The organism is Devosia sp. P2_G7 (assembly GCF_056403495.1).
On sequence record NZ_JBFUFI010000002.1, the window covers coordinates 512288 to 533799 of the forward strand.

A 21512-nucleotide genomic window follows, 5' to 3' on the forward strand; every position below is an offset into this window, starting at 1 on the left:
ACCGCAAATGGATATCGCCTCGGGCGAACGGAGACTGACATGGACGCATCGAATGAAGGCAATGGCGGCGAGTGCCCGGTCCCCCATGGTGGTGGCGGCGGTCGCAAAGGCCGGGGCCACTCCAACCGCGATTGGTGGCCCACGCAACTCGATGTCCAGGTGCTGCACAAGAACTCCGGCCTCGCCGATCCGCTGGGGCGGGATTTCGACTACGCCGAGGCGTTCAAGACACTCGATCTCGCCGCGCTGAAGGCCGACCTCACCGCCCTGATGACCGACTCGCAGGACTGGTGGCCGGCCGATTTCGGCCACTACGGTGGCCTCTTTATTCGGATGGCCTGGCACAGCGCCGGCACCTATCGCATCACCGATGGCCGCGGCGGCGCCGGGCAGGGGCAGCAGCGCTTCGCCCCGCTCAACAGCTGGCCCGACAATGCCAATCTCGACAAGGCCCGGCGCCTGCTCTGGCCGCTGAAGCAGAAGTACGGCAACGCCATTTCGTGGGCCGACCTGCTGATCCTCACCGGCAACGTCGCCCTCGAATCGATGGGCTTCAAGACCTTCGGCTTCGCCGGCGGCCGCGCCGATGTGTGGGAGCCCGAGGAGCTGTTCTGGGGTCCGGAAGGCACCTGGCTCGGCGACGAGCGCTATTCGGGCGAGCGCGAGCTGGCCGAGCCGCTGGGCGCGGTGCAGATGGGTCTCATCTACGTCAATCCGGAAGGCCCGAACGGCAACCCGGATCCGCTGAAGGCAGCGCGTGACATCCGCGAAACCTTCGCCCGCATGGCGATGAACGACGAGGAAACCGTCGCGCTGATCGCCGGCGGCCACTCCTTCGGCAAGACCCACGGCGCCGGTGATCCGTCGCTCGTCGGCCCGGAGCCGGAAGCCGGTGCGCTCGAAGACCAGGGCCTCGGTTGGAAGGGCGGCCACGGCGTCGGCCATTCCGGCGACACCATCACCTCCGGCCTCGAAGTCATCTGGACCCAGACGCCCACCCGCTGGTCGAACTACTTCTTCGAAAACCTCTTCGCCTTCGAGTGGGAGCTGACCACCAGCCCCGCCGGTGCCAAGCAGTGGACCGCCAAGGGCGCCGAGGCCTCGATCCCCGAAGCCTTCGGCACCGGCAAGCGCGTCCCCACCATGCTCACCACCGACCTCGCGTTGCGCGTCGACCCGGCCTACGAGCAGATATCGCGCCGCTTCCTCGAGCATCCTGAGCAGTTCGCCGATGCCTTCGCGCGCGCCTGGTTCAAGCTCACCCACCGCGACATGGGTCCGAAGGTCCGCTATCTCGGCCCCGAGGTTCCGGCCGAGGACCTGATCTGGCAGGACGTCATCCCCGCCGTCGACCACCCACTGGTCACGGACGCTGATATCGCCAGGATCAAGTCCGAGATTCTGAACACCAACCTCTCGGTCGCGGAGCTGGTTGGTACTGCCTGGGCTTCAGCCTCGACCTTCCGTGGCTCCGACAAGCGCGGCGGGGCCAACGGCGCCCGCATTCGCCTTGCTCCGCAGAAGGACTGGGCCGTCAACCAGCCCGAGCGGCTCGACAAGGTGCTGAGCGTACTGGAGGATATCCAGCACGAGGTAGAACTGGCCGGCAAGCGCATCTCCCTCGCCGACCTGATCGTGCTGGCGGGCAGCGCCGGCATCGAGAAGGCGGCGGCGGACGCTGGCAACCCCGTCACCGTGCCGTTCACCCCCGGCCGCATGGACGCCTCGCAGGAGCAGACCGACGTCCTCTCCTTCCGCGCCCTCGAGCCTCGCGCCGATGCTTTCCGCAACTACCTCAGCGGCCGCCAGTTCATGCAGCCCGAGGAAGCCATGGTCGACAAGGCCCAGCTCCTCCGCCTCACCGCGCCGGAACTGACGGTGCTGCTCGGTGGCCTCCGCGTCCTCGGCATCGGTGCGGACAAGCACGGCGTGCTCACCACCCGCCCGGGCCAGTTGACCAACGACTTCTTCGTCAACCTGCTGTCCATGGCGACCGAGTGGAAGCCTGCCGACCAGACGCACAATGTCTATGCCGGCCATGACCGCAAAACCGGTGAAGTGCGCTGGACCGCCACCCGCGTCGACCTGATCTTCGGCGCGCACTCGCAGCTGCGCGCCCTGGCCGAGGTCTACGCCCAGTCGGATGCGACCGAGAAGTTTGCCAAGGACTTCGTCGCCGCCTGGGTCAAGGTAATGAACGCCGACCGGTTCGACCTAGCCTGACGCCCTCAGTCGGTGCCTTCTCCCCTTCTGGGAGAAGGTGCCCGAAGGGCGGATGAGGGGTCTCTCTCCACGAACTCAGTCGCCCTTCGCTTCGCTCCGGTCGCGCGACACTTCGTGTCACGGGACCCCTCATCCGGCGCTTCGCGCCACCTTCTCCCACAAGGGGAGAAGGCAGGCAGGCGCGGGCCGTTAGCGAGCCCTCACCAAACTCCGCGCAATTTGAATCAAATTTCCGCCCTTACCTTCAGCGCGCGCACTTAACTGCCGGGCCAATCTGCCCTCCATACGGCAGAAGCCGGAGGGAAGTGACATGACTGAGATGGAAGAGGGCACCACACGCGCCTTCTCGACGTTCAGGGTCCTGAACGGTGACTCCAATATCGTGGAACGCGACCAGCTGTTCCGCAACATGGCCCAGCTCTACTCCTACGTGTCGGATCGCTGCGATGACGAGCAGGTCGCGCAGTACGACGAGGTGTTGTGCCAGCTGGCTGAACTGGTTGAATCCGAGGCGCGGGCCTATGTGGCCAAGCTCCTCGCGCCGCTCGACCGCGCGCCGGGCAATGTGGTGGTCAAGCTCGCCAATGACGAGATCGAGGTGGCGCAGCCGTTGCTCGAATTCTCGAACGTGTTGAGCGACGACGACTTGATCGAGATCATCGCCAACCAGTCCGAGGAGCATCGCGTGGCCATTGCCGGCCGCACGCAGGTTCCCGAGAGGGTCGGCGAAGCCATCGTCGAGCACGGCGAGACCGCCTCGGTGATCAAGCTGGTGCGCAACACCAATGCCGAGATCGGCCAGCAGGCGCTCGAGCGTCTCGCCGAACGCGCCGCATCGGATGCTGCGATCGCGGCCGACCTGCGCGGTCGCGAAGATCTCGACTGGAAGAGCCTCGGCGGCAAGATCGAAGCGGTCGGCGATCGGGTCCGCGAGACCATGTCGCGCATCGATCCGCGGGTTGATCCGGTCACTGTCGGCAAGGTGCAGGCTGTGGTCTACAACCGCATGCGCAACCGCGCCGGCTTCTCCAGCCAGGAGTGGAAGGTCGCCTATAACCAGGTGAAGGCGCTCTCGGACCGCAAGCAGCTCGATGAGCGCGCGCTGATCCGCTTCGCCCGCTTTGGCTACGGCCACCACACCGCCGCCGCGCTCACCATGCTGCTGCGCGTCGGCCCGGAAGTTTTCGTCAAGTGGCTCGCCATGCAGGACTATGTGGCGATCACCGTGGCGCTTCGTGCCCTGGGCATCCAGCCCGACCTGTTCGAGGCGATGATCGCCTCGATGCCCTGGCGGGATCTGCCGAGCCAGGCCGACCTGCAGAACGTCCGGAGGCGCTTCGAAGCGCTCAGCAAGGACGAAGCGGTCGGCATCTTCGAGCTCTGGCGCACCCACGCCTTCCGCCGCCGCCTGCCCAACGAGGACGTCGTCGGCGCCGCCTGATACCTACACTCTGTCCAACTCTTCAACGGCGGTCCGCAAGGGCCGCCGTTTTTCGCTGGGAACGACCCTCTAGACCAAGCCGCGCAACGCATATAAAGATATCTTTATATCTCGTGAGGCCGAATGAACGACACGGCGGACTTGGTGGGGGTGCTGCGCGCGGCGGGGGAAACGACCCGGCTGCGGCTGTTGGCATTGCTCGCCGATGGTGAGCAATCGGTCAAGGACCTCACCGAGATCCTCGGCCAGAGCCAGCCGCGCGTCTCCCGCCACCTGAAACTGCTGGCCGACGCCGGCTTGATCACCCGCAATGCCGAAGGCGCCTGGGCCTATTACGGGCTCGCGCCGGAAGGGCCGGGCGGCGATCTGGCGCGCTGGCTGATCGGCCGGCTTTCGCCCGAGGATGCCGATCGGCTGCGTGACCGCCAGCGCCTCGAGTCCGTTCGGCTCAACCAGGCCGAGCAGGCCGCGGCCTATTTCGCCAAGGTTGCCGACAGCTGGGATCTGCTGCGCTCGCTGCATGTGCCCGAGGAGGCGGTGGAGGCCGCCATCGTTCAGGCGATGCAGGGCAGGGTGGTCGACACCCTCATCGATCTGGGCACAGGCACCGGCCGGATGCTCGAACTGCTGGCGGGCCACTACCGCCGCGGCATCGGCATCGATGCGAGTCGCGAGATGATTGCCGTGGCCCGGGCCAAGCTCGCTCAGTGCTCGATCGGCCATGCGCAGGTGCGGCTCGGCGATATCGCCGATCTCGATGCCAGCGCTGGCCGCGCCGATGTCATCGTCATCCACCAGGTGCTGCACTATTTCGATGATCCGGGCCGGGTTCTGGCACAGGCGCGTCGTGCGCTGAAGCCGGGCGGCGAGATGCTGATCGTCGATTTCGCCCCGCACGGGCTCGAGTTTCTCCGCACCCACCACGCGCATCGCCGCCTCGGTCTGAGCGAGGCACAGATGGCCGGCTGGGCGCGCGCCACCGATCTGGCGGTCAGCGAACTCAAATCCTTCCCACCCACCAATCCGACCGAAGGCCTTACCGTGTGCCTCTGGCGGCTCACCGACGAGACGGACAAACCCATATGAGTACCGACTACACCGACCGCCCGAGCCGCATGCGCCCGGACGTGCGGCCGAAATTCCAGGTCTCGTTCGAGTTCTTCCCGCCCAAGACCGACGTCATGGAAGAGCGGTTCTGGGACTCGATCCACAAGCTCGCGCCGCTCCATCCGCGGTTCGTGTCGGTTACCTATGGCGCCGGCGGCTCGACGCGCGAGCGCACCCTGCGCATGGTGAAAGAGGTGAAGGCCCAAACCGGCGTCGACGCCGCGGCGCATCTCACCTGCGTCGGCGCGACGCGCGATGAGGTCGATGCTGTGGTGCGCGGCTACCAGGAAGCGGGCATTTCCCGCATCGTTGCGCTGCGCGGCGATCCGGCCGAGGGCATCGGCAAGCCGTTCGTCCCGCACCCCGAGGGCTACCAGAACGCGGCCGAACTTGTCGCGGGCATCCGGCGGATCGGTGAATTCGATATCTCGGTTGCCGCTTATCCGGACAAGCATCCGCAAAGCCCGAGCTGGGACGCCGAGATCGACAACCTCAAGCGCAAGCTGGATGCGGGTGCCAGCCGCGCCATCACCCAGATGTTCTTCAGCAACGACGACTATTTCCGCCTGATCGACCGCGCGCAGGCCGCCGGCATCACCGCGCCGATCGTGCCGGGAATCCAACCGATCCACTCGTTCAAGCAGATCTCCAGCTTTGCGGCCAAGAACGGTGCCTCCATCCCGGACTGGCTGACCGATCGATTCGAAGGCCTCGACGAAGATCCCGAGACACATGCGCTGGTTGCATCGGCGGTCGCCGCGGAGCAGGTGTTGGAACTGGTCGATAACGGCAGTACTGAGTTCCACTTCTTTACGCTGAACCGCTCCAACCTGGTACTGGCGCTGGCGCGGCTGCTTGGTTATCGCCCCGACTAACCCAAGGGCTGACAACGTGTTCAGCGTCCGTTCAGGTCCGTTCAGGCAGCGTTCATCCTGGGGTACTGCCCCGGCCATCCACAAAATGGCCACGTTAATTGGCTTCCGTCGGGCTGTGGGGACGGGGGCAAGTTTGAAGGACAGCAGCCAATGAAACTCGATGGCAAGGTGAAGGGCGGACTGGCTTGGGCCGGTCTAGTCGTCATCCTCGCGGTGCCTGCCGCGAACATGGTCGTCGGCAACCCGACCAGCACCACGGCGACTGCCGTGACCGCTGCAGATGCCACCACGACCAAGCCAGCCCTGAAGCTTCCGGCAGCCAAGCCCGCGGCGACTGATCCGATCGAGACCGCCAGCGTCACGACCGAGGATCCGGTCGACAAGCTGCTGGCGAAGGGCAAGAAGCTGCCCTCATACATTTCGGACGGCGACAATGCCGCCGTGACGCCTGCGCCGCAGAAGCCCGTCACGCTGAAGCCGGTCTCGCCGACGACCCCGATCAAGGCGCCGACCGAGGTCGCGACCGTAGCGCCCGCCGACGCCAACCCGCCGATGCCGCTGCCGCGCAGCGCCCGGCCCAAGGCGACCGAGGTAGCGTCGCTGCCGGCTGCAGAGAAGCCGCTGATTCTCGACGAGAACAAGGTGAAGCAGCAGGAGAACGCCGCTGTCGAGCCGTTCCCGCTCAGCGACGACGAGGTCGTGACGGGCGATCAGCTCGAGGAATGGGATTCGGGCTCGCTCGCCGACTATCTCGAGCGCAAGGGCCTGTTGTCGCAGACCTCGGATGACTACGATCCGGATGGGTTCTACCTCGATGAGGGCCCCAACAAAAAGAAGAAGCAGCTGCCGGACGACGAGTTCTTCTTCTTCTGAAACCTGCGGCCGCCTCACAAGGCGGCCGAAACGTCCATGGGGGCCCGACGATGCAATCCGCCGCATGTCTCACGGCTATTATTTTCCCGTTCGGCCGCTATTGTGCGCCGAGATCGGAGAGGCATATGTCGGTCTGGCAGCGTCTTAGCGCCTTCGTAGGGTCGGCTTCGGAGCGGACCGGTATCGTCGGCTCATTCATCAACGCGCTCGATCCGGACACCTGGCTGCCGGGCGGGCGCGACGCCGCGTTCACGCTGGCGCTGATCGCGCTGTCGGCCAAGATGGCGGTGTCGGATGGCGTGGTGACGGCCTCGGAACTGCGCGCGTTCCAGCGCACCGTCGAGATTCCGTCAGGCATCGAGCAGCAGGTCGACAAGCTCTTCAAGCTCGCCCAGCAGGACGTCGCCGGCTATGAGGCCTATGCCAGGAAGGTCCGCCGCTTCTTCATCGACAGCCCTGACACGCTCGAGCATGTGCTCGACAGCCTGTTCTTCATCGCCTCGGCCGACGGGCTGATCCACGAGGCCGAGCTCGATTACCTGAAGAATGTCAGCGACATCTTCGGCTTCGACGATGCGCGCTTCGAGCAGCTGACCTCGCAGCACGTGCTGTTCGATCGCGGCGCCGACCCCTATGTCGTCCTCGGTCTCGCGCCGAGCGCCGAGCGGGACGAGGTGAAGCGGGTCTATCGACTCCTCGTCGCGGAACATCATCCCGATCGGCTGATCGCCAAGGGCGTGCCCGAGGAAATGATCGACATGGCGACCGCCCGCATGGCGGCGATCAACAACGCCTACAACCAGATCATGAAGCGCGCCGCCTGACTGCGCGCTTGACGGGACGTTACCCCACCCCCCATATGCGCCTCGCCAGTTGACCGGGTGGCCGCTCCTGTTTCCGTGGGAGAGGAAAGTCCGGGCTCCATCGAAATACGGTGACGGCTAACGGCCGCCGGGGGCGACCCCAGGGAAAGTGCCACAGAAAGCAAACCGCCCACGCCTCGGCATGGGTAAGGATGAAAGGGTGCGGTAAGAGCGCACCGCGGACCTGGCAACAGGGACGGCACGGCAAACCCCACCGGGAGCAAGACCAAATAGGGATGACGCGGGGTTCGCCCCAGCCGGTTTTCGAGGCCTGTCATCCGGGTTGGTTGCATAAGGCCGGCAGTAATGCCGGTCAAAGATGAATGGTCACCACGTCAGCGCCGTGAGGCGCCGGCCCTACAGAACCCGGCTTATAGGTCAACTGGCACTTGCCCCTCTCCATGGCGCTGATCGGACCGGTGTCCGCTATTTGCGACGTTATGTATGAAAAACTTGACATAATGTCAGGTTCGCATTACATAGGCGTCACCGTTGTAACAAGCCGGAGGCCGAGATGAGCTACAAGGAATGGGAAGCCGTGGTGAATATCCTCGGGGCCGTCGTTATCGGCGCCTGGGTGATCTTCGAGGCGGTGACCGACCCCGCTACATCGATCGCCGAGGTGGCCGCCCGGTTGCTCTGGGCTATCCTGTTTGTGGTGCTGTTCAACATCGCGGCGATGATCCTCATGACCATCCTTGTCTCCATCGCCCGGCGGGAGGAGTTCAAGGACGAGCGGGCGGATGAGCGGGACAAAGCAGTCGGCCTGAAGGGCATGCGGAACGCGTACGTTGTCGCTTCGGCCATCGGGGCCCTGAGCCTGTTTCCGCTGGCTTGGGGCTATGAACCGGCCGTCGCGGTTTATGTCCTGTTCGTCGGTTTGATGCTGGCGGGCGTGGTCGATGCCGCTTCCCGGCTCGTCTACTACCGGATCGGCTGACGCCATGGGCAAGGGACAGCCCCAGATCGCCAACACCATCCGCGCGCTGCGCTTCAACGCTGGCGAGATGACCCAGGCAGCATTGGCGGAGAAGGTCGGCGTAACCCGCCAGACCATCGTCGCGATCGAGCAGGGGCGCTATTCGCCGTCGCTCGAAGTGGCCTTCCGCATCGCCCGGGCCTTTGGCGCGCCGCTTGAGCAGGTGTTCCAGTACGAGGGCGGCGACAACTAGCCGCCGCGGCGGCGGATAAGCTCAACAGAATCTTAATCCGAACTCGGCAAAGTGCGCCGATACCCCTTTGGGTTTATTGTGCGTGCCGGCCTTGCCGGAGTGGAGTTCGGGCGGAAGATGAGCAAGCCGAAGGGCAGCGAGCAGCAGGCGCCACATGTGCCGGTGCTGCTGGCCGAGGTGCTCGAAGCGCTGCAGCCGCTGGAGGGGGCCCGCATCCTCGACGGCACGTTCGGAGCAGGGGGTTATTCCCGCGCCCTGCTCGAAGCCGGCGCCTCTGTCGTCGCACTCGATCGTGATCCCTCTGTGCTCCCGCATGTCGAAGCGCTCAACGCCGATTTCCCGAGTCGATTCAAGTTCATCGCCGGCACCTTTTCCAATCTGGATGAACTCGCCGGCGGCCCGGTGGACGGTGTGGTGCTCGATATCGGCGTCTCGTCGATGCAGCTCGATCAGGCCGAGCGCGGCTTCTCGTTCATGCAGGAAGGCCCGCTCGATATGCGGATGTCCTCCGATGGAGAATCCGCCGCCGATCTGGTGAATACCCTCGAGGAGGCCGACCTCGCCAACCTGCTGTTTGCCTTCGGCGAGGAGCGCAAGTCGCGCCGCATCGCCAGTGCCGTTGTTGCCGCGCGCGCCACCGCGCCGATTTCGACCACGACGCAGCTCGCCCGGCTCATCGAAAAGACCATCGGCCGCAAGCCCGGCGACGCGCATCCGGCGACTCGCAGCTTCCAGGCGCTCCGCATCGCGGTGAATGGCGAGTTCGACCAGCTGGTCGAGGGTCTGTTCGCCAGCGAGCGGCTGCTGACCGAAGGCGGCCGGCTTGCCGTCGTCACCTTCCATTCGCTGGAAGATCGCATCGTCAAGCGCTTCTTCGATCCCGAGAAGGGCGCGCCGACACAGTCGCGGCACTTGCCGCAGGTGGTGCTCGAGGCGCCGCGCTGGGCACGGGCCGGCAAGGCGCAGAAGGCGTCTTCCGCCGAGATCGCCCGTAACCCCCGCTCTCGCTCGGCAACGCTGCGCTCGGGCAGCCGTACTGCTGCGCCGGCGCGGACGGTGAGCTACGCCGGGCTAGGCGTGCCGATGTCTCGAGGTGCCGCATGATCAAGATGCTCAACGCAGTGATGGTCTGCACCAGCCTTGTGGGGCTGGTCGGGGTCTACGCGCTGAAGTATTCCGTCGAGGACATCGCCAGCGCCAAGGTTGCGCTGGAGCGCAAGATCGAGCGCCAGGAGGGCGATCTCAGTCTGCTGAACGCCGATTGGTCCTACCTGAACCAGCCGGCGCACGTCGCTCCGATCGTCGCCCGCCACCAGGAAGCGCTGGCGCTGATCCCGACCAATCAGGAACAGTTCGGCCGGATGGACAATCTGCCGATGCGGCCCGCCGCTCCCGACACGCAAGCGCTCGATGCGCTGCTCTCCTCACTCGACGCGGGCATCGACCCGATCGAACAGCTGATCGAGGCCAACTAGATGGCGATCATCACCGAAGGCGCCGAGACCATCTCGCTCGACGGCGGACGAAAGGCGCGCGGCAATCTCACCAAGGCCCGCATCCGCTGGGTCATCGTGGCGCTGGTGCTGGTCTTCGGCACTGTCGGCGGCCGACTGATCCAACTCGGCGCCACCGTCACCGACTCGACCATCGAAGGCGTTGCCCGCGATGTCATCACTGCCAGCCGCCCGGCCATCCTCGACCGCAATGGCCTAGAGATGGCCGTCGATATCCGTGTGCCGTCGCTGTTTGCCGAGCCGCGCCGCATCATCGACGTCGAAGAGGCGGTGCAGAAGCTGCGCACCGTACTTCCCGACCTCAACGAGGACTGGCTGCGCAAGCGCCTCACCGGCGACAAGGGGTTCGTCTGGGTGAAGCGCGAGCTCACTCCGGCGATCGAAGAGAAGATCTTCCAGCTCGGCATCCCGGGCATCGAGTTCGTCACCGAGAGCAAGCGCTTCTACCCGTCGGGGCAGGAGGCGTCGCACATCCTGGGTGCCGTCAACATCGACAACCAGGGCACCATGGGCATCGAAAAGCACATGGACGACGACAGCCTCGCAATGCTGCAGTCGATCGGCCTTGCTCGCGGCAACGAGCTGGCGCCGGTGAACCTCTCGATCGACCTGCGCGTGCAGCACGTGATGTATGAGCAGCTGCAGGATGCGCTGGTCCGCTACAAGGCCGTCGCCGCGGCGGGTGTGATGCTGGACGTCAAAACCGGCGAGGTCGTCGCACTGGCGTCGCTGCCGGATTTCGACCCGAACAATCCGTCGACCCTGTTCCAGGACTATAACGGGGTGAAGAACGACCGCTTCAACCGCATCACCTCCGGCATCTACGAGCTCGGCTCGACCTTCAAGACCATCACCCTGGCTGGCGCCCTCGACAGCGGCAAGGTGAAGATCACCGACCAGTTCGACGCCCGCTTCGGTGTGCGCTTCGGCCGCTTCACCATCGACGATTTCCACGGCAAGCACCGGATCCTGACGCTGCCGGAAGTCTACAAATACTCGTCCAACATCGGCACCATCAAGATCATGCAGCAGCTGGGCAAGGACGACTTCCGTGCCTTTCTGAGCAAGATCGGCATGGATAAGCCGGTGCCGTTCGAGCTGCCGGAAATGCGCAAGCCCAAGGTGCCGGAGAAGTTCTCCGAGATCGTCGCCGCAACCTCGAGCTTCGGCCACGGCCTCTCCGTGTCGCCGCTGCACATGGCGCGCGCGGTCGCCGCTTTCGTCAACGACGGCAACATGGTGCCGCCAACGATCTACAAGCGCACCGAGGCAGAGGCCCGCCAGCTCTACGAGCGCGTGATTTCGCCCCATACCAGCGCCGAGGTCCGCTACCTGATGCGCCTCAACGCCATCGGCGCGGGCGGCTCGGGCTCGCGAATGAACAAGATTGCCAATGGCTATCGGGTTGGCGGCAAGACGGGCACCGCCGAAAAGGTGGTCAACGGCCGCTACACCTCCAACGTCAACTTCAACGCCTTCGCCTCGGCCTTTCCGCTCGACAACCCGCGCTATGCGATGGTGATCGTGGTCGATGAGCCGCACGCGGAAAACGCCCAGAGCGGCGTCACCGCAGGCTGGAATGCTGGTGAAGTCACCGGCCGCATTGTACAGCGGGCTGCACCGATGCTTGGAATCAGCCCAGACTTCAGCGAAATGTTGGATACGAACCTTGTCCCAGTCGAACTTCGCTGAAGTCCTAGAAGAAGGCGTGGACGTGCCCTTCGCGCTCGCAGACCTGCTCAAGGGGGCCGGTGCCCCCTCTATTCCGCCGCTTGAAGTTGAAGGCATCAACGCCGACAGCCGGGCGATCGTCCCGGGCGAGGCGTTCTTCGCGCTGCCCGGAACACGCGTACATGGCGATGGCTTTGCGGCGCAGGCCGTGGGGCGGGGCGCCAGCGTGATGATCAGTGACCGGCAGCCGGATGCCGATCCCGGTATCCCCGTTGTGCTGGTCGACGATGTGCGCGCCGCCTACGCCCAGGCCGCCGCGCGACAGTTCGCGCCGCAACCGGAAATCTCGGTTGCTGTTACCGGCACCAACGGCAAATCCTCGATCGTCTCGTTCGTGCGCCAGATCTGGACGGCCTGCGGCATCGAGGCGGCCAGCCTCGGCACGGTCGGCGTCGAGACCAAGGCCGGCATCCGGCCGCGTGAACTCACCACCTCGGACCCGCTGTCGCTGCATCGGGATCTCGGTGAGTTGCGCGCCGAAGGCATCGGCCACGTCGCCATGGAAGCCTCCAGCCAGGGCCTGGACCAGCGGCGCGTCGACGGCATCCGTTTCAACGCGGTAGCCTTCACCAATCTCAGCCGCGACCATCTCGACTATCACCGCGACATGGACACCTACCGTGACGCCAAGCTCCGCCTGTTCACCGACCTGATCGCCGAAGGCGGCGCGGCGGTGGTCAACGTCGACGACCCCGAGCACACGCCGTTCCTGTTCGCCGCGCTCGATCGCGGGGCCACGCTGATGACCGTCGGCAAGGAGGGCGCCTTCCTCGAGATCACCGAGATCAAGAACGAGGGTTACGGCCAGCGCGTCATCGGCCGCATGGTCGGCGAGCCGGTGAGCTTCTATCTGCCGCTGACCGGCGCCTTCCAGGTCAACAATGCCGCCGTAGCGCTCGCACTCGCCATCGCCACCGGTGCGCCGGCCGATCGGGCGGTGAAAGCGCTGGAAAGTCTCAAGGGCGCCAAGGGCCGGCTGGAACTCGTCGCCGAGCATAACGGCGCCGCCATCTTCGTCGACTATTCGCACAAGCCCGTGGCGCTGGAGACGGCGTTGGAGTCACTCCGCCCATATGCCAAGTCGAAGCTCCGCCTCGTCTTTGGGGCCGGCGGTGACCGCGACAAGGGTAAGCGCCCGATCATGGGTGACGTCGCCCACCGCCTCGCCGACGACGTGATTATCACCGACGACAACCCCCGCACCGAGGACGCGGCTACCGTCCGCTCCGAGATACTGGCGGCGGCGCCCAATGCCCTCGAGGTCGGCGATCGCCGCCGGGCCATCGAGACCGCCATTGGCCGTCTGCAGCCCGGCGACGTGCTGCTGATTGCCGGCAAGGGCCATGAGGACTATCAGATCATCGGCACCACCAAGCACCATTTCTCCGACCACGAAGTGGTGCTGGAGACGCTGAAAGGACTCTAGCGCCGATGCGACCGCTCTGGACCGTCGCCGAGGTCGTCAAAGCCACCGGCGGCCGGCCCGAGGGCCTGTCGGACGGCCCGATCTCCTCGATCTCCATCGATTCCCGCGAAATCGCCCCGGAAGCGCTGTTCGTCGCGATCCGCGGCGATACCCATGACGGGCACGATTTCGTCGGCAAGGCGCTGGAAGCCGGCGCCACCGCGGCGCTGGTCTCCGAAGCCTACCACGCCGCTCACGGCGGCAAGAATCTGATCGTCGTGCTCGATACGCTGAAGGCGCTGGAGCAACTCGGCATCGCCGCGCGCGCCCGCAACCGTGGCCAGATCATCGCCGTCACCGGCAGCGCCGGCAAGACCACCACCAAGGAAGCGATCCGCACCGTACTCGCCGCCTCGGGCGAGACGCACTACTCGATCAAGAGCTTTAACAACCACTGGGGCGTGCCGCTGATGCTGGCGCGCATGCCGCGCGAAGCGCAGTTCGGCGTGTTCGAGATCGGCATGAATCACCCGGGCGAGATCACGCCGCTGGTGAAGCTGGTTCGCCCGCACATCGCGGTAATCACCACCGTCGCCGCCGCGCATCTCGAGTTCTTCAACTCCGTTGGAGATATCGCCGTCGCCAAGGCGGAGATCTTCCTGGGGCTCGAGCCGGGGGGCACCGCAGTGCTCAACGCCGACCATGAGCACCTCCATATCCTCTTCGCCCATGCCCGCGCTGCCGGCGTGTCGCGGATCGTCACCTATGGCTTCGACGACAGCGCCGATTGGCATATCGGCCGGGTCGATAGCAGCGCCAGCGCGACGCTTGCGGAAGTGGACCATGCGGGCGAACGCTTCAATCTGCACCTCCAGGTGCCCGGTCGCCACATGGTGGCCAACGCGGTCGCCGCGCTCGCCGTGGCGCACCTCTCGGGCGAGGGGACGCGCAAGGCGATCGCAGCCCTGGCCAAGTTCGGCGCGCCGGAGGGCAGGGGCCTGACCCTTCGCCTGGGGCCCGATGCCAAGCCGTTGCTGCTCGTCGATGAAAGCTACAACGCCAACGTCGCCTCGATGACTGCAGCCATGGAACTCTACGCCGGTGTCAGGGCGCCTGATGGCCGGAAGGTCCTGGTTCTCGGCGACATGCTGGAGATGGGGCCGCAGGGCCCGCAACTCCACGCCGGCCTCGCTAACGCCGTGCTAAAGACCGGTGCCAGGCAGATTTTCCTCGTCGGCTCGGCGATGCGCGCACTCGCCGATGAGTTGCGCCATCGCGCCGAGAGCGACCGCGATATCCCCGGTGTGACGCATATGCCAACCGCGGAGGAGATCACCGATACCGTTCTCTCCGCGCTTGCCTATGGCGACGCAGTTATGGTCAAAGGGTCGAAAGGCGTCCGGCTTGCACCGTTGGTGCAGAAGATCCGCGAGCGCTTCCAGAACGCCTAGGCGACGGGTGGGACACCGACAGGATGCTGTATTTCCTCGGGCAGTTGGGCGATAGCCTCGCCGCCTTCAATGTGTTCCGTTACATCACTTTCAGGACGGCGGGCGCGGTGATGACCGCGCTGTTCTTCGTGTTCCTGTTCGGCCCCGGCATGATCTCGGCGCTGCGCATCCGGCAGGGCAAGGGCCAGCCGATCCGCGAGGACGGCCCCGCTGGTCACCTGCTGACCAAGAAGGGCACGCCCACCATGGGCGGATTGATGATCCTGTCGGCGACAGTGATCTCGATCTTGCTCTGGTCGAACCTCTCCAACGGCTATGTCTGGGTGGTGCTCGGCGTCACGGTTTCGTTCGGCGCCATCGGCCTTTACGACGATTACCTCAAGGTAAAGCGCATGTCGCATGCCGGCTTCTCCGGCCGGCAGCGCCTGATCCTCGAAGCCATCATCGGCGCCGTGGCCTGCTACTTCATCTCGGTCCTCGGCGATCCCGCAACCTCGACCTCGCTGTTCTTCCCGTTCGTAAAGGGTCTCGCGGTCAATCTCGGCTGGTTCTTCGTCCTCTTCGGCGCTTTCGTCGTAGTTGCCGCCGGCAACTCGGTGAACCTCACCGACGGGCTCGATGGCCTCGCCATCGTCCCGGTGATGGTCGCCGCCGCCTGCTTCGGCCTCATCGCCTATCTCGTCGGTTCGGCCACCTTCTCGGAATACCTGTTCCTCAATCCGGTGCCCGGAACCGCCGAACTCTCGGTAGTCTGCGGCGCGCTCATCGGCGCGGGCCTAGGCTTCCTGTGGTTCAACGCCCCGCCGGCCCAGATCTTCATGGGCGACACCGGCTCGCTGGCGCTGGGCGGCGCGCTCGGCACCATCGCGGTCGCCACCAAGCACGAGATCGTCCTCGCCATCATCGGTGGCCTGTTCGTCCTCGAAGCCGTCTCCGTGATCGTCCAGGTGGTCTCGTTCAAGCTCACCGGCAAGCGAGTCTTCAAGATGGCCCCGATCCACCACCATTTCGAAATGATGGGCTGGACCGAAAGCCAGGTGGTGATCCGCTTCTGGATCATCAGCTTCGTGCTGGCGCTGATCGGGCTGAGCTCGCTGAAGCTGCGCTAGCCGCTCCGACTCGCAAAACGCGAATCCGTTCCGAACTTGGTAACCAAGCCGACGCTACAATTTGCATCTAGTTGTGCGTACGGGAGGCTGTCCGGGTGAGGGCGGCGTCGGGACATGTTTTCACGCGAGCGTAAGACCCCCATCGCCGAGTGGTGGTGGACGATCGACAAGTCATTGCTTGCGGGATTGATCCTGCTCCTGCTGGTCGGCGTGCTGCTGAGCTTCGCAGCGAGCCCGCCGGTGGCCGAGCGCCTCGGCCTCGGTCCGTGGCATTTCATCATCCGTCAGGCGATCTTTGCGGCGCTTGCCGTTCCGGTGATGATCGCGACATCGCTGCTGCCGCATCGCGCGGCGCGGATCGCCGCGCTCGGTGTGCTGGTGGTTTCGATCATCCTCCTCTGGCTGACGCTAAAGTTCGGCGTCGAGGTCAAGGGCGCCAAGCGCTGGGTGTCGGTTGCTGGCAATACCGTGCAGCCGTCCGAATTCGTGAAGCCGGCCTTTGCGGTCATCGGGGCATGGCTGTTCTCGGAGAGCATGAAGCGGCCCGGCGTGCCGGCGCGCCTCATGGCGACCGGCGTGATGCTGACGATCGTCGCGGGCCTGCTGCTGCAGCCCGATATCGGGCAGACGGCTCTGATCCTCGCCACCTGGGGCGTGCTGCTCTTCCTCTCCGGCATTTCATGGTTCGTGATCTTCGGGCTGGGCGCCGCGGGGGTGGGGCTGCTATTCGCCGCCTACATGTTCTTCCCGCATTTCGCCAAGCGTATCGACAGCTTCGTCAATCCCGAGGGCGGCAACACCTACCAGGTCGACAAGGCGCTGAACTCGCTGCTCGAGGGCGGCTGGTTCGGCCGCGGCCCGGGTGAATCGCTGGCAAAGAAAGTGATCCCCGACGCCCATGCCGACTACGTGTTCTCGGCCGCCGCCGGCGAGTTCGGCATCCTGTTCTGCCTCGGCCTCGTGACGCTGATCGGCTTCATCGTGGTCAAGGCGCTGATCGGGGCGCAGCAGCAGTCGAGCCTGTTCGCGCGCCTCGCCGCATCGACCCTCGCCATCCAGTTCGGGCTGCAGTGCTCGATCAACCTGGCGGTGAACCTCAACCTCATTCCGCCCAAGGGCATGACGCTGCCGTTCGTCTCGTATGGCGGCACCTCGATGCTCGCCATCGCCTTCGCCATGGGCCTGATGCTCGCTTTCACCCGCAAGAAGCCGGAGGAGCGCCTCGCAACCGGGCTTCCCGTCTATCGTAGCGGAGTGCTATCCCCCGCCGAATGAGCAGATTCATCCTTATGGCAGGCGGTACGGGAGGCCATCTCTTCCCGGCAATGGCGCTGGCGCAGGAGTTGCGCCGGCGTGGTCACGACATCCAGTTGATGACCGACCATCGCGTCGCGAGCTACGGCAGCGACTTTCCGGCCAGCGCCACCCATATCGTGCCGTCGGCGACCCCATCGGTCGGCAACCCGATCCGCTTTGTCAGCGCCGGCGTGACCATTCTTGGCGGCATCGCCGTCGCCTTCGGCAAGTTTGGCAGCGTCAAGCCGGATGCGGTGATCGGCTTCGGCGGCTATCCGGTGTTCCCACCGTTCGTTGCGGCCAACCTGCGCGGCATCCCCGGGATACTGCATGAGCAGAATTCGGTAATGGGTCGTGCCAACCGGGCACTGGCGAAGATGGCGCGGGTGATTGCCCTGAGCTTCGCCCGCACGGCGAAGGCCGAGGCGTTCGCCGACAAGACCATCCTCGTGGGCAACCCGCTGCGCGACCGTGTCCGTGCGGTGGTCAAGGTGCCGTATCCCGAACTCGAACCCGGCGGCGCCATTCGCCTCCTGGTGTTTGGCGGCAGCCAAGGCGCTCGCATTTTCGCCGATCTGGTGCCCCCGGCCATCGCCGAACTGCCGCAGGAATTGCGCTCGCGGCTGCGCATCGTGCAGCAGTGCCGAGCCGAAGACCTGGATCGCGTGGCCGAGACCTATCGGCAGGCCAAGGTGAATGTCGAGCTCGCGGCGTTCTTCGATGACCTGCCGGAGCGGATGGCCGCGTCGCATCTCGTCATCTCGCGCTCCGGCGCCTCGACCATCGCCGAACTCACGGCAATCGGCCGGCCGGCGATCCTGGTGCCGCTGCCGGGTGCGATCGATGCCGACCAGAAGAACAATGCGCTGGTGATGGAGGCCGCGGGCGGCGGCTGGATCGCCGAGCAGGCCACGCTTACGCCACTATCGCTTGGCACTCGCTTGGCCTCACTTCTCGGTGATCCCGGCGTGTTGGAGCGGGCTGCAGCAGCCGCCAAATCGCTGGGTCAGCCCGACGCCGTCACCAAGCTCGCCGACGCGGCAGAACGCCTCGTGGCCAAGGGGAAACAACCACAATGAAGATGCCGCGCAACATCGGACCGGTGCACTTCGTCGGCATCGGCGGCATCGGCATGAGCGGCATCGCCGAGATCCTGCACAACCAGGGCTACAAGGTCCGTGGTTCTGACAGCGCCGAGAACCCCAACGTCCAGCGCCTCAGGAAGATGGGCATCGAGGTCGAGGTCGGCCAGAGGGCCGAGAACCTCAAGGACGCGGCTGTCGTCGTCATCTCGTCGGCGATCAAGAAGGGCAATCCGGAGCTTGCAGCCGCTCGCGCCCGCGGCCTGCCGGTGGTGCGCCGGGCCGAAATGCTCGCCGAGATCATGCGATTCAAGAACGCCATCGCCATTGGCGGCACGCATGGCAAGACCACCACCACGACGCTGGTCGCGACGCTTCTCGACGCCGGAAATCTCGATCCAACTGTCATCAACGGCGGCATCATCAACGCCTACGGCACCAATGCCCGTCTCGGCGACGGCGAGTGGATGGTGGTCGAGGCCGACGAGAGCGACGGCACCTTCGTCAAGCTGCCGGCCGACGTCGCCATCGTCACCAATATCGATCCAGAGCATCTCGACTATTACGGCGATTTCTCCGGGGTGCAGCAGGCCTTCCTCAACTTCGTCGAGAACGTGCCGTTCTACGGCTTTGCCGTGATGTGCATCGACCACCCCGAGGTGCAGGCGCTGATCGGACAGATTCGCGATCGCCGCGTCATCACCTATGGCCGCAACCCGCAGGCCGATGTGCGGCTGGTCGACCTCGAGATCAGGGACGGCATCAGCCACTTCGCCGTCGAGATCCGCGATCGCATCCGCATGACGCATCTGCGCATCGAGGGCCTCGAGCTGCCGATGCCGGGCGAGCACAACGCGCTCAACGCCACGGCGGCCATCGCCGTGGCCGATCAGCTCAAGGTGCCGGCCGAAGCGATCCGCAAGGGCCTCAAGGGTTTCTCCGGCGTCAAGCGCCGCTTCACCCGCACCGGCGTCGTCGGCGGCATCACCGTGATCGATGACTACGGTCATCACCCTGTCGAGATCGCCGCCGTGCTGAAGGCAGCCCGACAGTCGACCCGCCGCGATGTCATCGCCGTGGTGCAGCCGCACCGCTATTCGCGCGTCCACGACCTGTTCAACGATTTCGCCACCTGCTTCAACGACGCTGACACGGTCATCGTCGCGCCGATCTACGCCGCCGGCGAAACGCCGATCGAGGGTGTAACGCACGAGGAGCTGGTGCAGCGCATCCGCGCCCGCGGCCATCGCGACGCCCGCGTCATCGACCGCCCTGAGGCGCTGGCCCCTCTGATTGCGTCGCGCGCTGCCGAGGGCGACTATGTCGTCTGCCTCGGCGCCGGCAACATCACGCAGTGGGCGGCCTCGCTGCCCGCCGAACTTGGCGCGCTGATCGGCAAGGAGCCCGAGCTGCCATGAACGTTCACGTTCCCCAGTGGCCTGACCTGATCCCGACACTCGGCAGTTGGACCTCCGAAGTCCGCGGCCAGCTCATCGCCAACCAGCCGCTCGATGAAATGACGACGCTGAGGGTAGGGGGACCGGCGCAACTGTTCTTCCGCCCGGTCGACGAAGAGGACCTGGCGTTTTTCCTCAAGCGCCTGCCGGCTGAAATCCGCGTCACGGTGGTTGGGCTCGGCTCGAACCTCCTGATCCGCGAAGGCGGCCTGGACGGTGTGGTGATCCGGTTGCCGGCCAAGGGGTTCGGCGCCATCGACATTCTCGACGGCCACCGCGTTCGCGCCGGCGCTGCTGTCCCCGACGTGAAGGTTGCCACGGCCTCGGCCGAGGCTGGGATCGACGGGTTGTGGTTCTATCGCGGCATTCCCGGCGGCATTGGCGGCGCGCTCTACATGAATGCCGGCTGCTACGGCACCGAGACGCGCGCCCGCATGGTCGAGCTGCGCGCGGTAACCCGGCAGGGCGACATCGTCACGCTTACCAATGCCGACATGGGCTATCTCTACCGCAAGTCGAACGGGCCGCGCGGCGCTGTGTTCACCTCGGCGATCTACCAGGGGTTTCCGGGCGATCCCGAGAAGATCCTCACCGAGATGCGCACCGTCACCGAGCGGCGCGAAAGCACGCAGCCGACCCGCGCCAAGACCGCTGGCTCCACCTTCAAGAATCCCGAGGGACACTCGAGCTGGAAGGTGATCGACGAGGCCGGCGGCCGCGGCTTCACCTTCGGCCGCGCCCAGATGAGCGAGATGCACTCCAACTTCCTCATCAACATGGGCGAAGCGGATGCGTTCGAGGTCGAGACGGTTGGCGAGACCATCCGCCAGAAGGTGCGCGACAAGCACGGCATCGAGCTCAAGTGGGAAGTCCGCCGCATGGGCCATTTCCTGCCCGGCCGCGAAGTGCGTGAGTTCATGGACGGCGAACCGTTCACGGGAGCCGTCTAATGACCAAGCACGTCGCCGTCCTGATGGGCGGCATTTCGAACGAGCGACCGGTGTCGATCGCCTCGGGCACCGGGTGCGCCCAGGCGCTGCGCAATGGCGGCTACCAGGTCACCGAAGTCGACGTCGGCTACGACATCGCCGAGGTCCTGCGCGAGCTGAAGCCCGACGTCGCGTTCAACGCGCTGCACGGCCGTTACGGCGAGGATGGTACGATCCAGGGCGTGCTCGAGTTCCTGCGCATCCCCTATACCCATTCGGGCGTGCTGGCCTCGGCGCTGGCCATGGACAAGCACCAGGCCAAGATCATGTTCAAGGCGGCCGGCATTCCTGTCACCGACCACACCATCGCCAACCGTGCTGAGGTTGCCCGCGCCCACGTCATGGCGCCGCCCTATGTGGTCAAGCCGATCGCCGATGGCTCGAGCTTCGGCGTGTTCATCGTCAAGGCGGACCAGTCGCACCCGCCCCAGGAACTGTTGCGCGAGGATTGGAACTCCGGCGAAGACGTAATGGTGGAGCGCTACATTCCCGGCCGGGAGCTGACCTGCGCCGTGATGGGCGATGTCGCACTCGGGGTCACCGAGATCGTCACCGACCTCAGCTTCTACAATTACGAGGCAAAGTACGCCCACGGCGGCTCGCGCCACGTCATTCCGGCTGAAATTCAACCGAAAATTTACGACAAAGTGCAGAAGATGGCGCTTAAGGCGCATGCTGCGCTTGGGTGCCGGGGCGTGTCGCGGAGCGACTTCCGCTACAACGACCAGGCAGGGCCGGACGGCGAGCTCGTCTGCCTCGAAATCAACACCCAACCAGGCATGACCGAAACGTCGCTGGTTCCCGAACAGGCCCGCTTTGCCGGCCACTCGTTCGAGGATCTGGTTGCCTGGATGGTGGAGGATGCGAGTTGCAACAGGTAGGGGCAAAGGGTTTCGCCAACGCCCAACCCGTCGATCCTCGTCA

General features: G+C 65.4%; 19 protein-coding genes and 1 other RNA gene. All 20 read left to right on the plus strand.

From position 1 onward, the window contains the following. Positions 1 to 39: 39 nt before the first annotated feature. The 20 genes from katG (at position 40) to AC1DWU_RS05880 (ending at position 21469) form a co-directional block, all read left to right on the plus strand. Positions 40 to 2223 carry a catalase/peroxidase HPI gene (gene katG, locus AC1DWU_RS05785; protein WP_477149012.1) on the plus strand — a complete coding sequence of 728 codons (2184 nt, stop codon included), beginning with the start codon at positions 40 to 42 and terminating at the stop codon, positions 2221 to 2223. Positions 2224 to 2533: 310 nt separating this feature from the next. Then, positions 2534 to 3664, plus strand: a complete 1131-nt coding sequence (locus AC1DWU_RS05790) for a DUF2336 domain-containing protein (RefSeq protein WP_477149013.1) — start codon at positions 2534 to 2536, stop codon at positions 3662 to 3664. Positions 3665 to 3787: 123 nt separating this feature from the next. Continuing rightward, positions 3788 to 4750 (plus strand): ArsR/SmtB family transcription factor, encoded by a 963-nt coding sequence (locus AC1DWU_RS05795; RefSeq protein WP_477149014.1) that lies wholly within the window; start codon positions 3788 to 3790, stop codon positions 4748 to 4750. Beyond that, a complete protein-coding gene (gene metF, locus AC1DWU_RS05800; RefSeq protein WP_477149015.1) occupies positions 4747 to 5646 on the plus strand; it encodes a methylenetetrahydrofolate reductase [NAD(P)H] in 900 nt (299 codons plus the stop codon). Before AC1DWU_RS05795 ends, metF begins: the two co-directional genes overlap by 4 nt. Positions 5647 to 5796: 150 nt before the next feature. Beyond that, positions 5797 to 6519: a hypothetical protein gene (locus AC1DWU_RS05805; protein ID WP_477149016.1), complete on the plus strand. Its 723-nt coding sequence runs from the start codon at positions 5797 to 5799 to the stop codon at positions 6517 to 6519. A gap of 125 nt (positions 6520 to 6644) precedes the next feature. Further along, on the plus strand, positions 6645 to 7343 hold the full coding sequence (locus tag AC1DWU_RS05810) for a TerB family tellurite resistance protein (RefSeq protein WP_477149017.1): 699 nt from the start codon (positions 6645 to 6647) through the stop codon (positions 7341 to 7343). A gap of 45 nt (positions 7344 to 7388) precedes the next feature. Beyond that, an RNA gene (rnpB, locus tag AC1DWU_RS05815) (RNase P RNA component class A) lies at positions 7389 to 7772 on the plus strand. 124 nt (positions 7773 to 7896) lie between these two features. Then, entirely contained in the window at positions 7897 to 8322 is a 426-nt protein-coding gene (locus tag AC1DWU_RS05820; protein ID WP_477149018.1) for a hypothetical protein, read from the plus strand. Between the two features lie 4 nt (positions 8323 to 8326). After that, the gene (locus AC1DWU_RS05825; RefSeq protein ID WP_477149019.1) at positions 8327 to 8554 is read left to right on the plus strand and encodes a helix-turn-helix transcriptional regulator; all 228 of its coding nucleotides are present in this window, start codon (positions 8327 to 8329) and stop codon (positions 8552 to 8554) included. A gap of 117 nt (positions 8555 to 8671) precedes the next feature. Then, entirely contained in the window at positions 8672 to 9658 is a 987-nt protein-coding gene (gene rsmH, locus AC1DWU_RS05830; RefSeq protein ID WP_477149020.1) for a 16S rRNA (cytosine(1402)-N(4))-methyltransferase RsmH, read from the plus strand. After that, positions 9655 to 10029 (plus strand): cell division protein FtsL, encoded by a 375-nt coding sequence (ftsL, locus tag AC1DWU_RS05835; protein WP_477149021.1) that lies wholly within the window; start codon positions 9655 to 9657, stop codon positions 10027 to 10029. The genes rsmH and ftsL overlap by 4 nt, the downstream gene beginning before the upstream one ends. Continuing rightward, a complete protein-coding gene (locus tag AC1DWU_RS05840; protein ID WP_477149022.1) occupies positions 10030 to 11760 on the plus strand; it encodes a peptidoglycan D,D-transpeptidase FtsI family protein in 1731 nt (576 codons plus the stop codon). After that, positions 11738 to 13225 carry a UDP-N-acetylmuramoyl-L-alanyl-D-glutamate--2,6-diaminopimelate ligase gene (locus AC1DWU_RS05845; protein ID WP_477149023.1) on the plus strand — a complete coding sequence of 496 codons (1488 nt, stop codon included), beginning with the start codon at positions 11738 to 11740 and terminating at the stop codon, positions 13223 to 13225. The genes AC1DWU_RS05840 and AC1DWU_RS05845 overlap by 23 nt, the downstream gene beginning before the upstream one ends. Before the next feature lie 5 nt (positions 13226 to 13230). Further along, on the plus strand, positions 13231 to 14655 hold the full coding sequence (locus AC1DWU_RS05850; protein ID WP_477149024.1) for a UDP-N-acetylmuramoyl-tripeptide--D-alanyl-D-alanine ligase: 1425 nt from the start codon (positions 13231 to 13233) through the stop codon (positions 14653 to 14655). A 23-nt stretch (positions 14656 to 14678) separates the two neighbouring features. Then, positions 14679 to 15764, plus strand: coding sequence for a phospho-N-acetylmuramoyl-pentapeptide-transferase (gene mraY, locus AC1DWU_RS05855; protein WP_477149025.1), 1086 nt, complete (start codon positions 14679 to 14681; stop codon positions 15762 to 15764). Positions 15765 to 15878: 114 nt separating this feature from the next. Further along, on the plus strand, positions 15879 to 17039 hold the full coding sequence (locus AC1DWU_RS05860) for an FtsW/RodA/SpoVE family cell cycle protein (RefSeq protein WP_477149026.1): 1161 nt from the start codon (positions 15879 to 15881) through the stop codon (positions 17037 to 17039). A gap of 14 nt (positions 17040 to 17053) precedes the next feature. Beyond that, positions 17054 to 18139 (plus strand): undecaprenyldiphospho-muramoylpentapeptide beta-N-acetylglucosaminyltransferase, encoded by a 1086-nt coding sequence (gene murG / locus AC1DWU_RS05865; protein WP_477149027.1) that lies wholly within the window; start codon positions 17054 to 17056, stop codon positions 18137 to 18139. Beyond that, positions 18136 to 19560 (plus strand): UDP-N-acetylmuramate--L-alanine ligase, encoded by a 1425-nt coding sequence (murC, locus tag AC1DWU_RS05870; RefSeq protein WP_477149028.1) that lies wholly within the window; start codon positions 18136 to 18138, stop codon positions 19558 to 19560. Before murG ends, murC begins: the two co-directional genes overlap by 4 nt. Continuing rightward, a complete protein-coding gene (murB, locus tag AC1DWU_RS05875; RefSeq protein WP_477149029.1) occupies positions 19557 to 20549 on the plus strand; it encodes a UDP-N-acetylmuramate dehydrogenase in 993 nt (330 codons plus the stop codon). Before murC ends, murB begins: the two co-directional genes overlap by 4 nt. Further along, positions 20549 to 21469 (plus strand): D-alanine--D-alanine ligase, encoded by a 921-nt coding sequence (locus tag AC1DWU_RS05880; RefSeq protein WP_477149030.1) that lies wholly within the window; start codon positions 20549 to 20551, stop codon positions 21467 to 21469. Before murB ends, AC1DWU_RS05880 begins: the two co-directional genes overlap by 1 nt. Positions 21470 to 21512: the final 43 nt, after the last annotated feature.

Bases quoted from the DNA above. Each gene is read 5' to 3' on its own strand.
- katG (WP_477149012.1), top strand. From the start codon at position 40: ATGGACGCATCGAATGAAGGCAATGGCGGCGAGTGCCCGGTCCCCCAT.
- AC1DWU_RS05790 (WP_477149013.1), top strand. From the start codon at position 2,534: ATGACTGAGATGGAAGAGGGCACCACACGCGCCTTCTCGACGTTCAGG.
- AC1DWU_RS05795 (WP_477149014.1), top strand. From the start codon at position 3,788: ATGAACGACACGGCGGACTTGGTGGGGGTGCTGCGCGCGGCGGGGGAA.
- metF (WP_477149015.1), top strand. From the start codon at position 4,747: ATGAGTACCGACTACACCGACCGCCCGAGCCGCATGCGCCCGGACGTG.
- AC1DWU_RS05805 (WP_477149016.1), top strand. From the start codon at position 5,797: ATGAAACTCGATGGCAAGGTGAAGGGCGGACTGGCTTGGGCCGGTCTA.
- AC1DWU_RS05810 (WP_477149017.1), top strand. From the start codon at position 6,645: ATGTCGGTCTGGCAGCGTCTTAGCGCCTTCGTAGGGTCGGCTTCGGAG.
- AC1DWU_RS05820 (WP_477149018.1), top strand. From the start codon at position 7,897: ATGAGCTACAAGGAATGGGAAGCCGTGGTGAATATCCTCGGGGCCGTC.
- AC1DWU_RS05825 (WP_477149019.1), top strand. From the start codon at position 8,327: ATGGGCAAGGGACAGCCCCAGATCGCCAACACCATCCGCGCGCTGCGC.
- rsmH (WP_477149020.1), top strand. From the start codon at position 8,672: ATGAGCAAGCCGAAGGGCAGCGAGCAGCAGGCGCCACATGTGCCGGTG.
- ftsL (WP_477149021.1), top strand. From the start codon at position 9,655: ATGATCAAGATGCTCAACGCAGTGATGGTCTGCACCAGCCTTGTGGGG.
- AC1DWU_RS05840 (WP_477149022.1), top strand. From the start codon at position 10,030: ATGGCGATCATCACCGAAGGCGCCGAGACCATCTCGCTCGACGGCGGA.
- AC1DWU_RS05850 (WP_477149024.1), top strand. From the start codon at position 13,231: ATGCGACCGCTCTGGACCGTCGCCGAGGTCGTCAAAGCCACCGGCGGC.
- mraY (WP_477149025.1), top strand. From the start codon at position 14,679: ATGCTGTATTTCCTCGGGCAGTTGGGCGATAGCCTCGCCGCCTTCAAT.
- AC1DWU_RS05860 (WP_477149026.1), top strand. From the start codon at position 15,879: ATGTTTTCACGCGAGCGTAAGACCCCCATCGCCGAGTGGTGGTGGACG.
- murG (WP_477149027.1), top strand. From the start codon at position 17,054: ATGGCAGGCGGTACGGGAGGCCATCTCTTCCCGGCAATGGCGCTGGCG.
- murC (WP_477149028.1), top strand. From the start codon at position 18,136: ATGAAGATGCCGCGCAACATCGGACCGGTGCACTTCGTCGGCATCGGC.
- murB (WP_477149029.1), top strand. From the start codon at position 19,557: ATGAACGTTCACGTTCCCCAGTGGCCTGACCTGATCCCGACACTCGGC.
- AC1DWU_RS05880 (WP_477149030.1), top strand. From the start codon at position 20,549: ATGACCAAGCACGTCGCCGTCCTGATGGGCGGCATTTCGAACGAGCGA.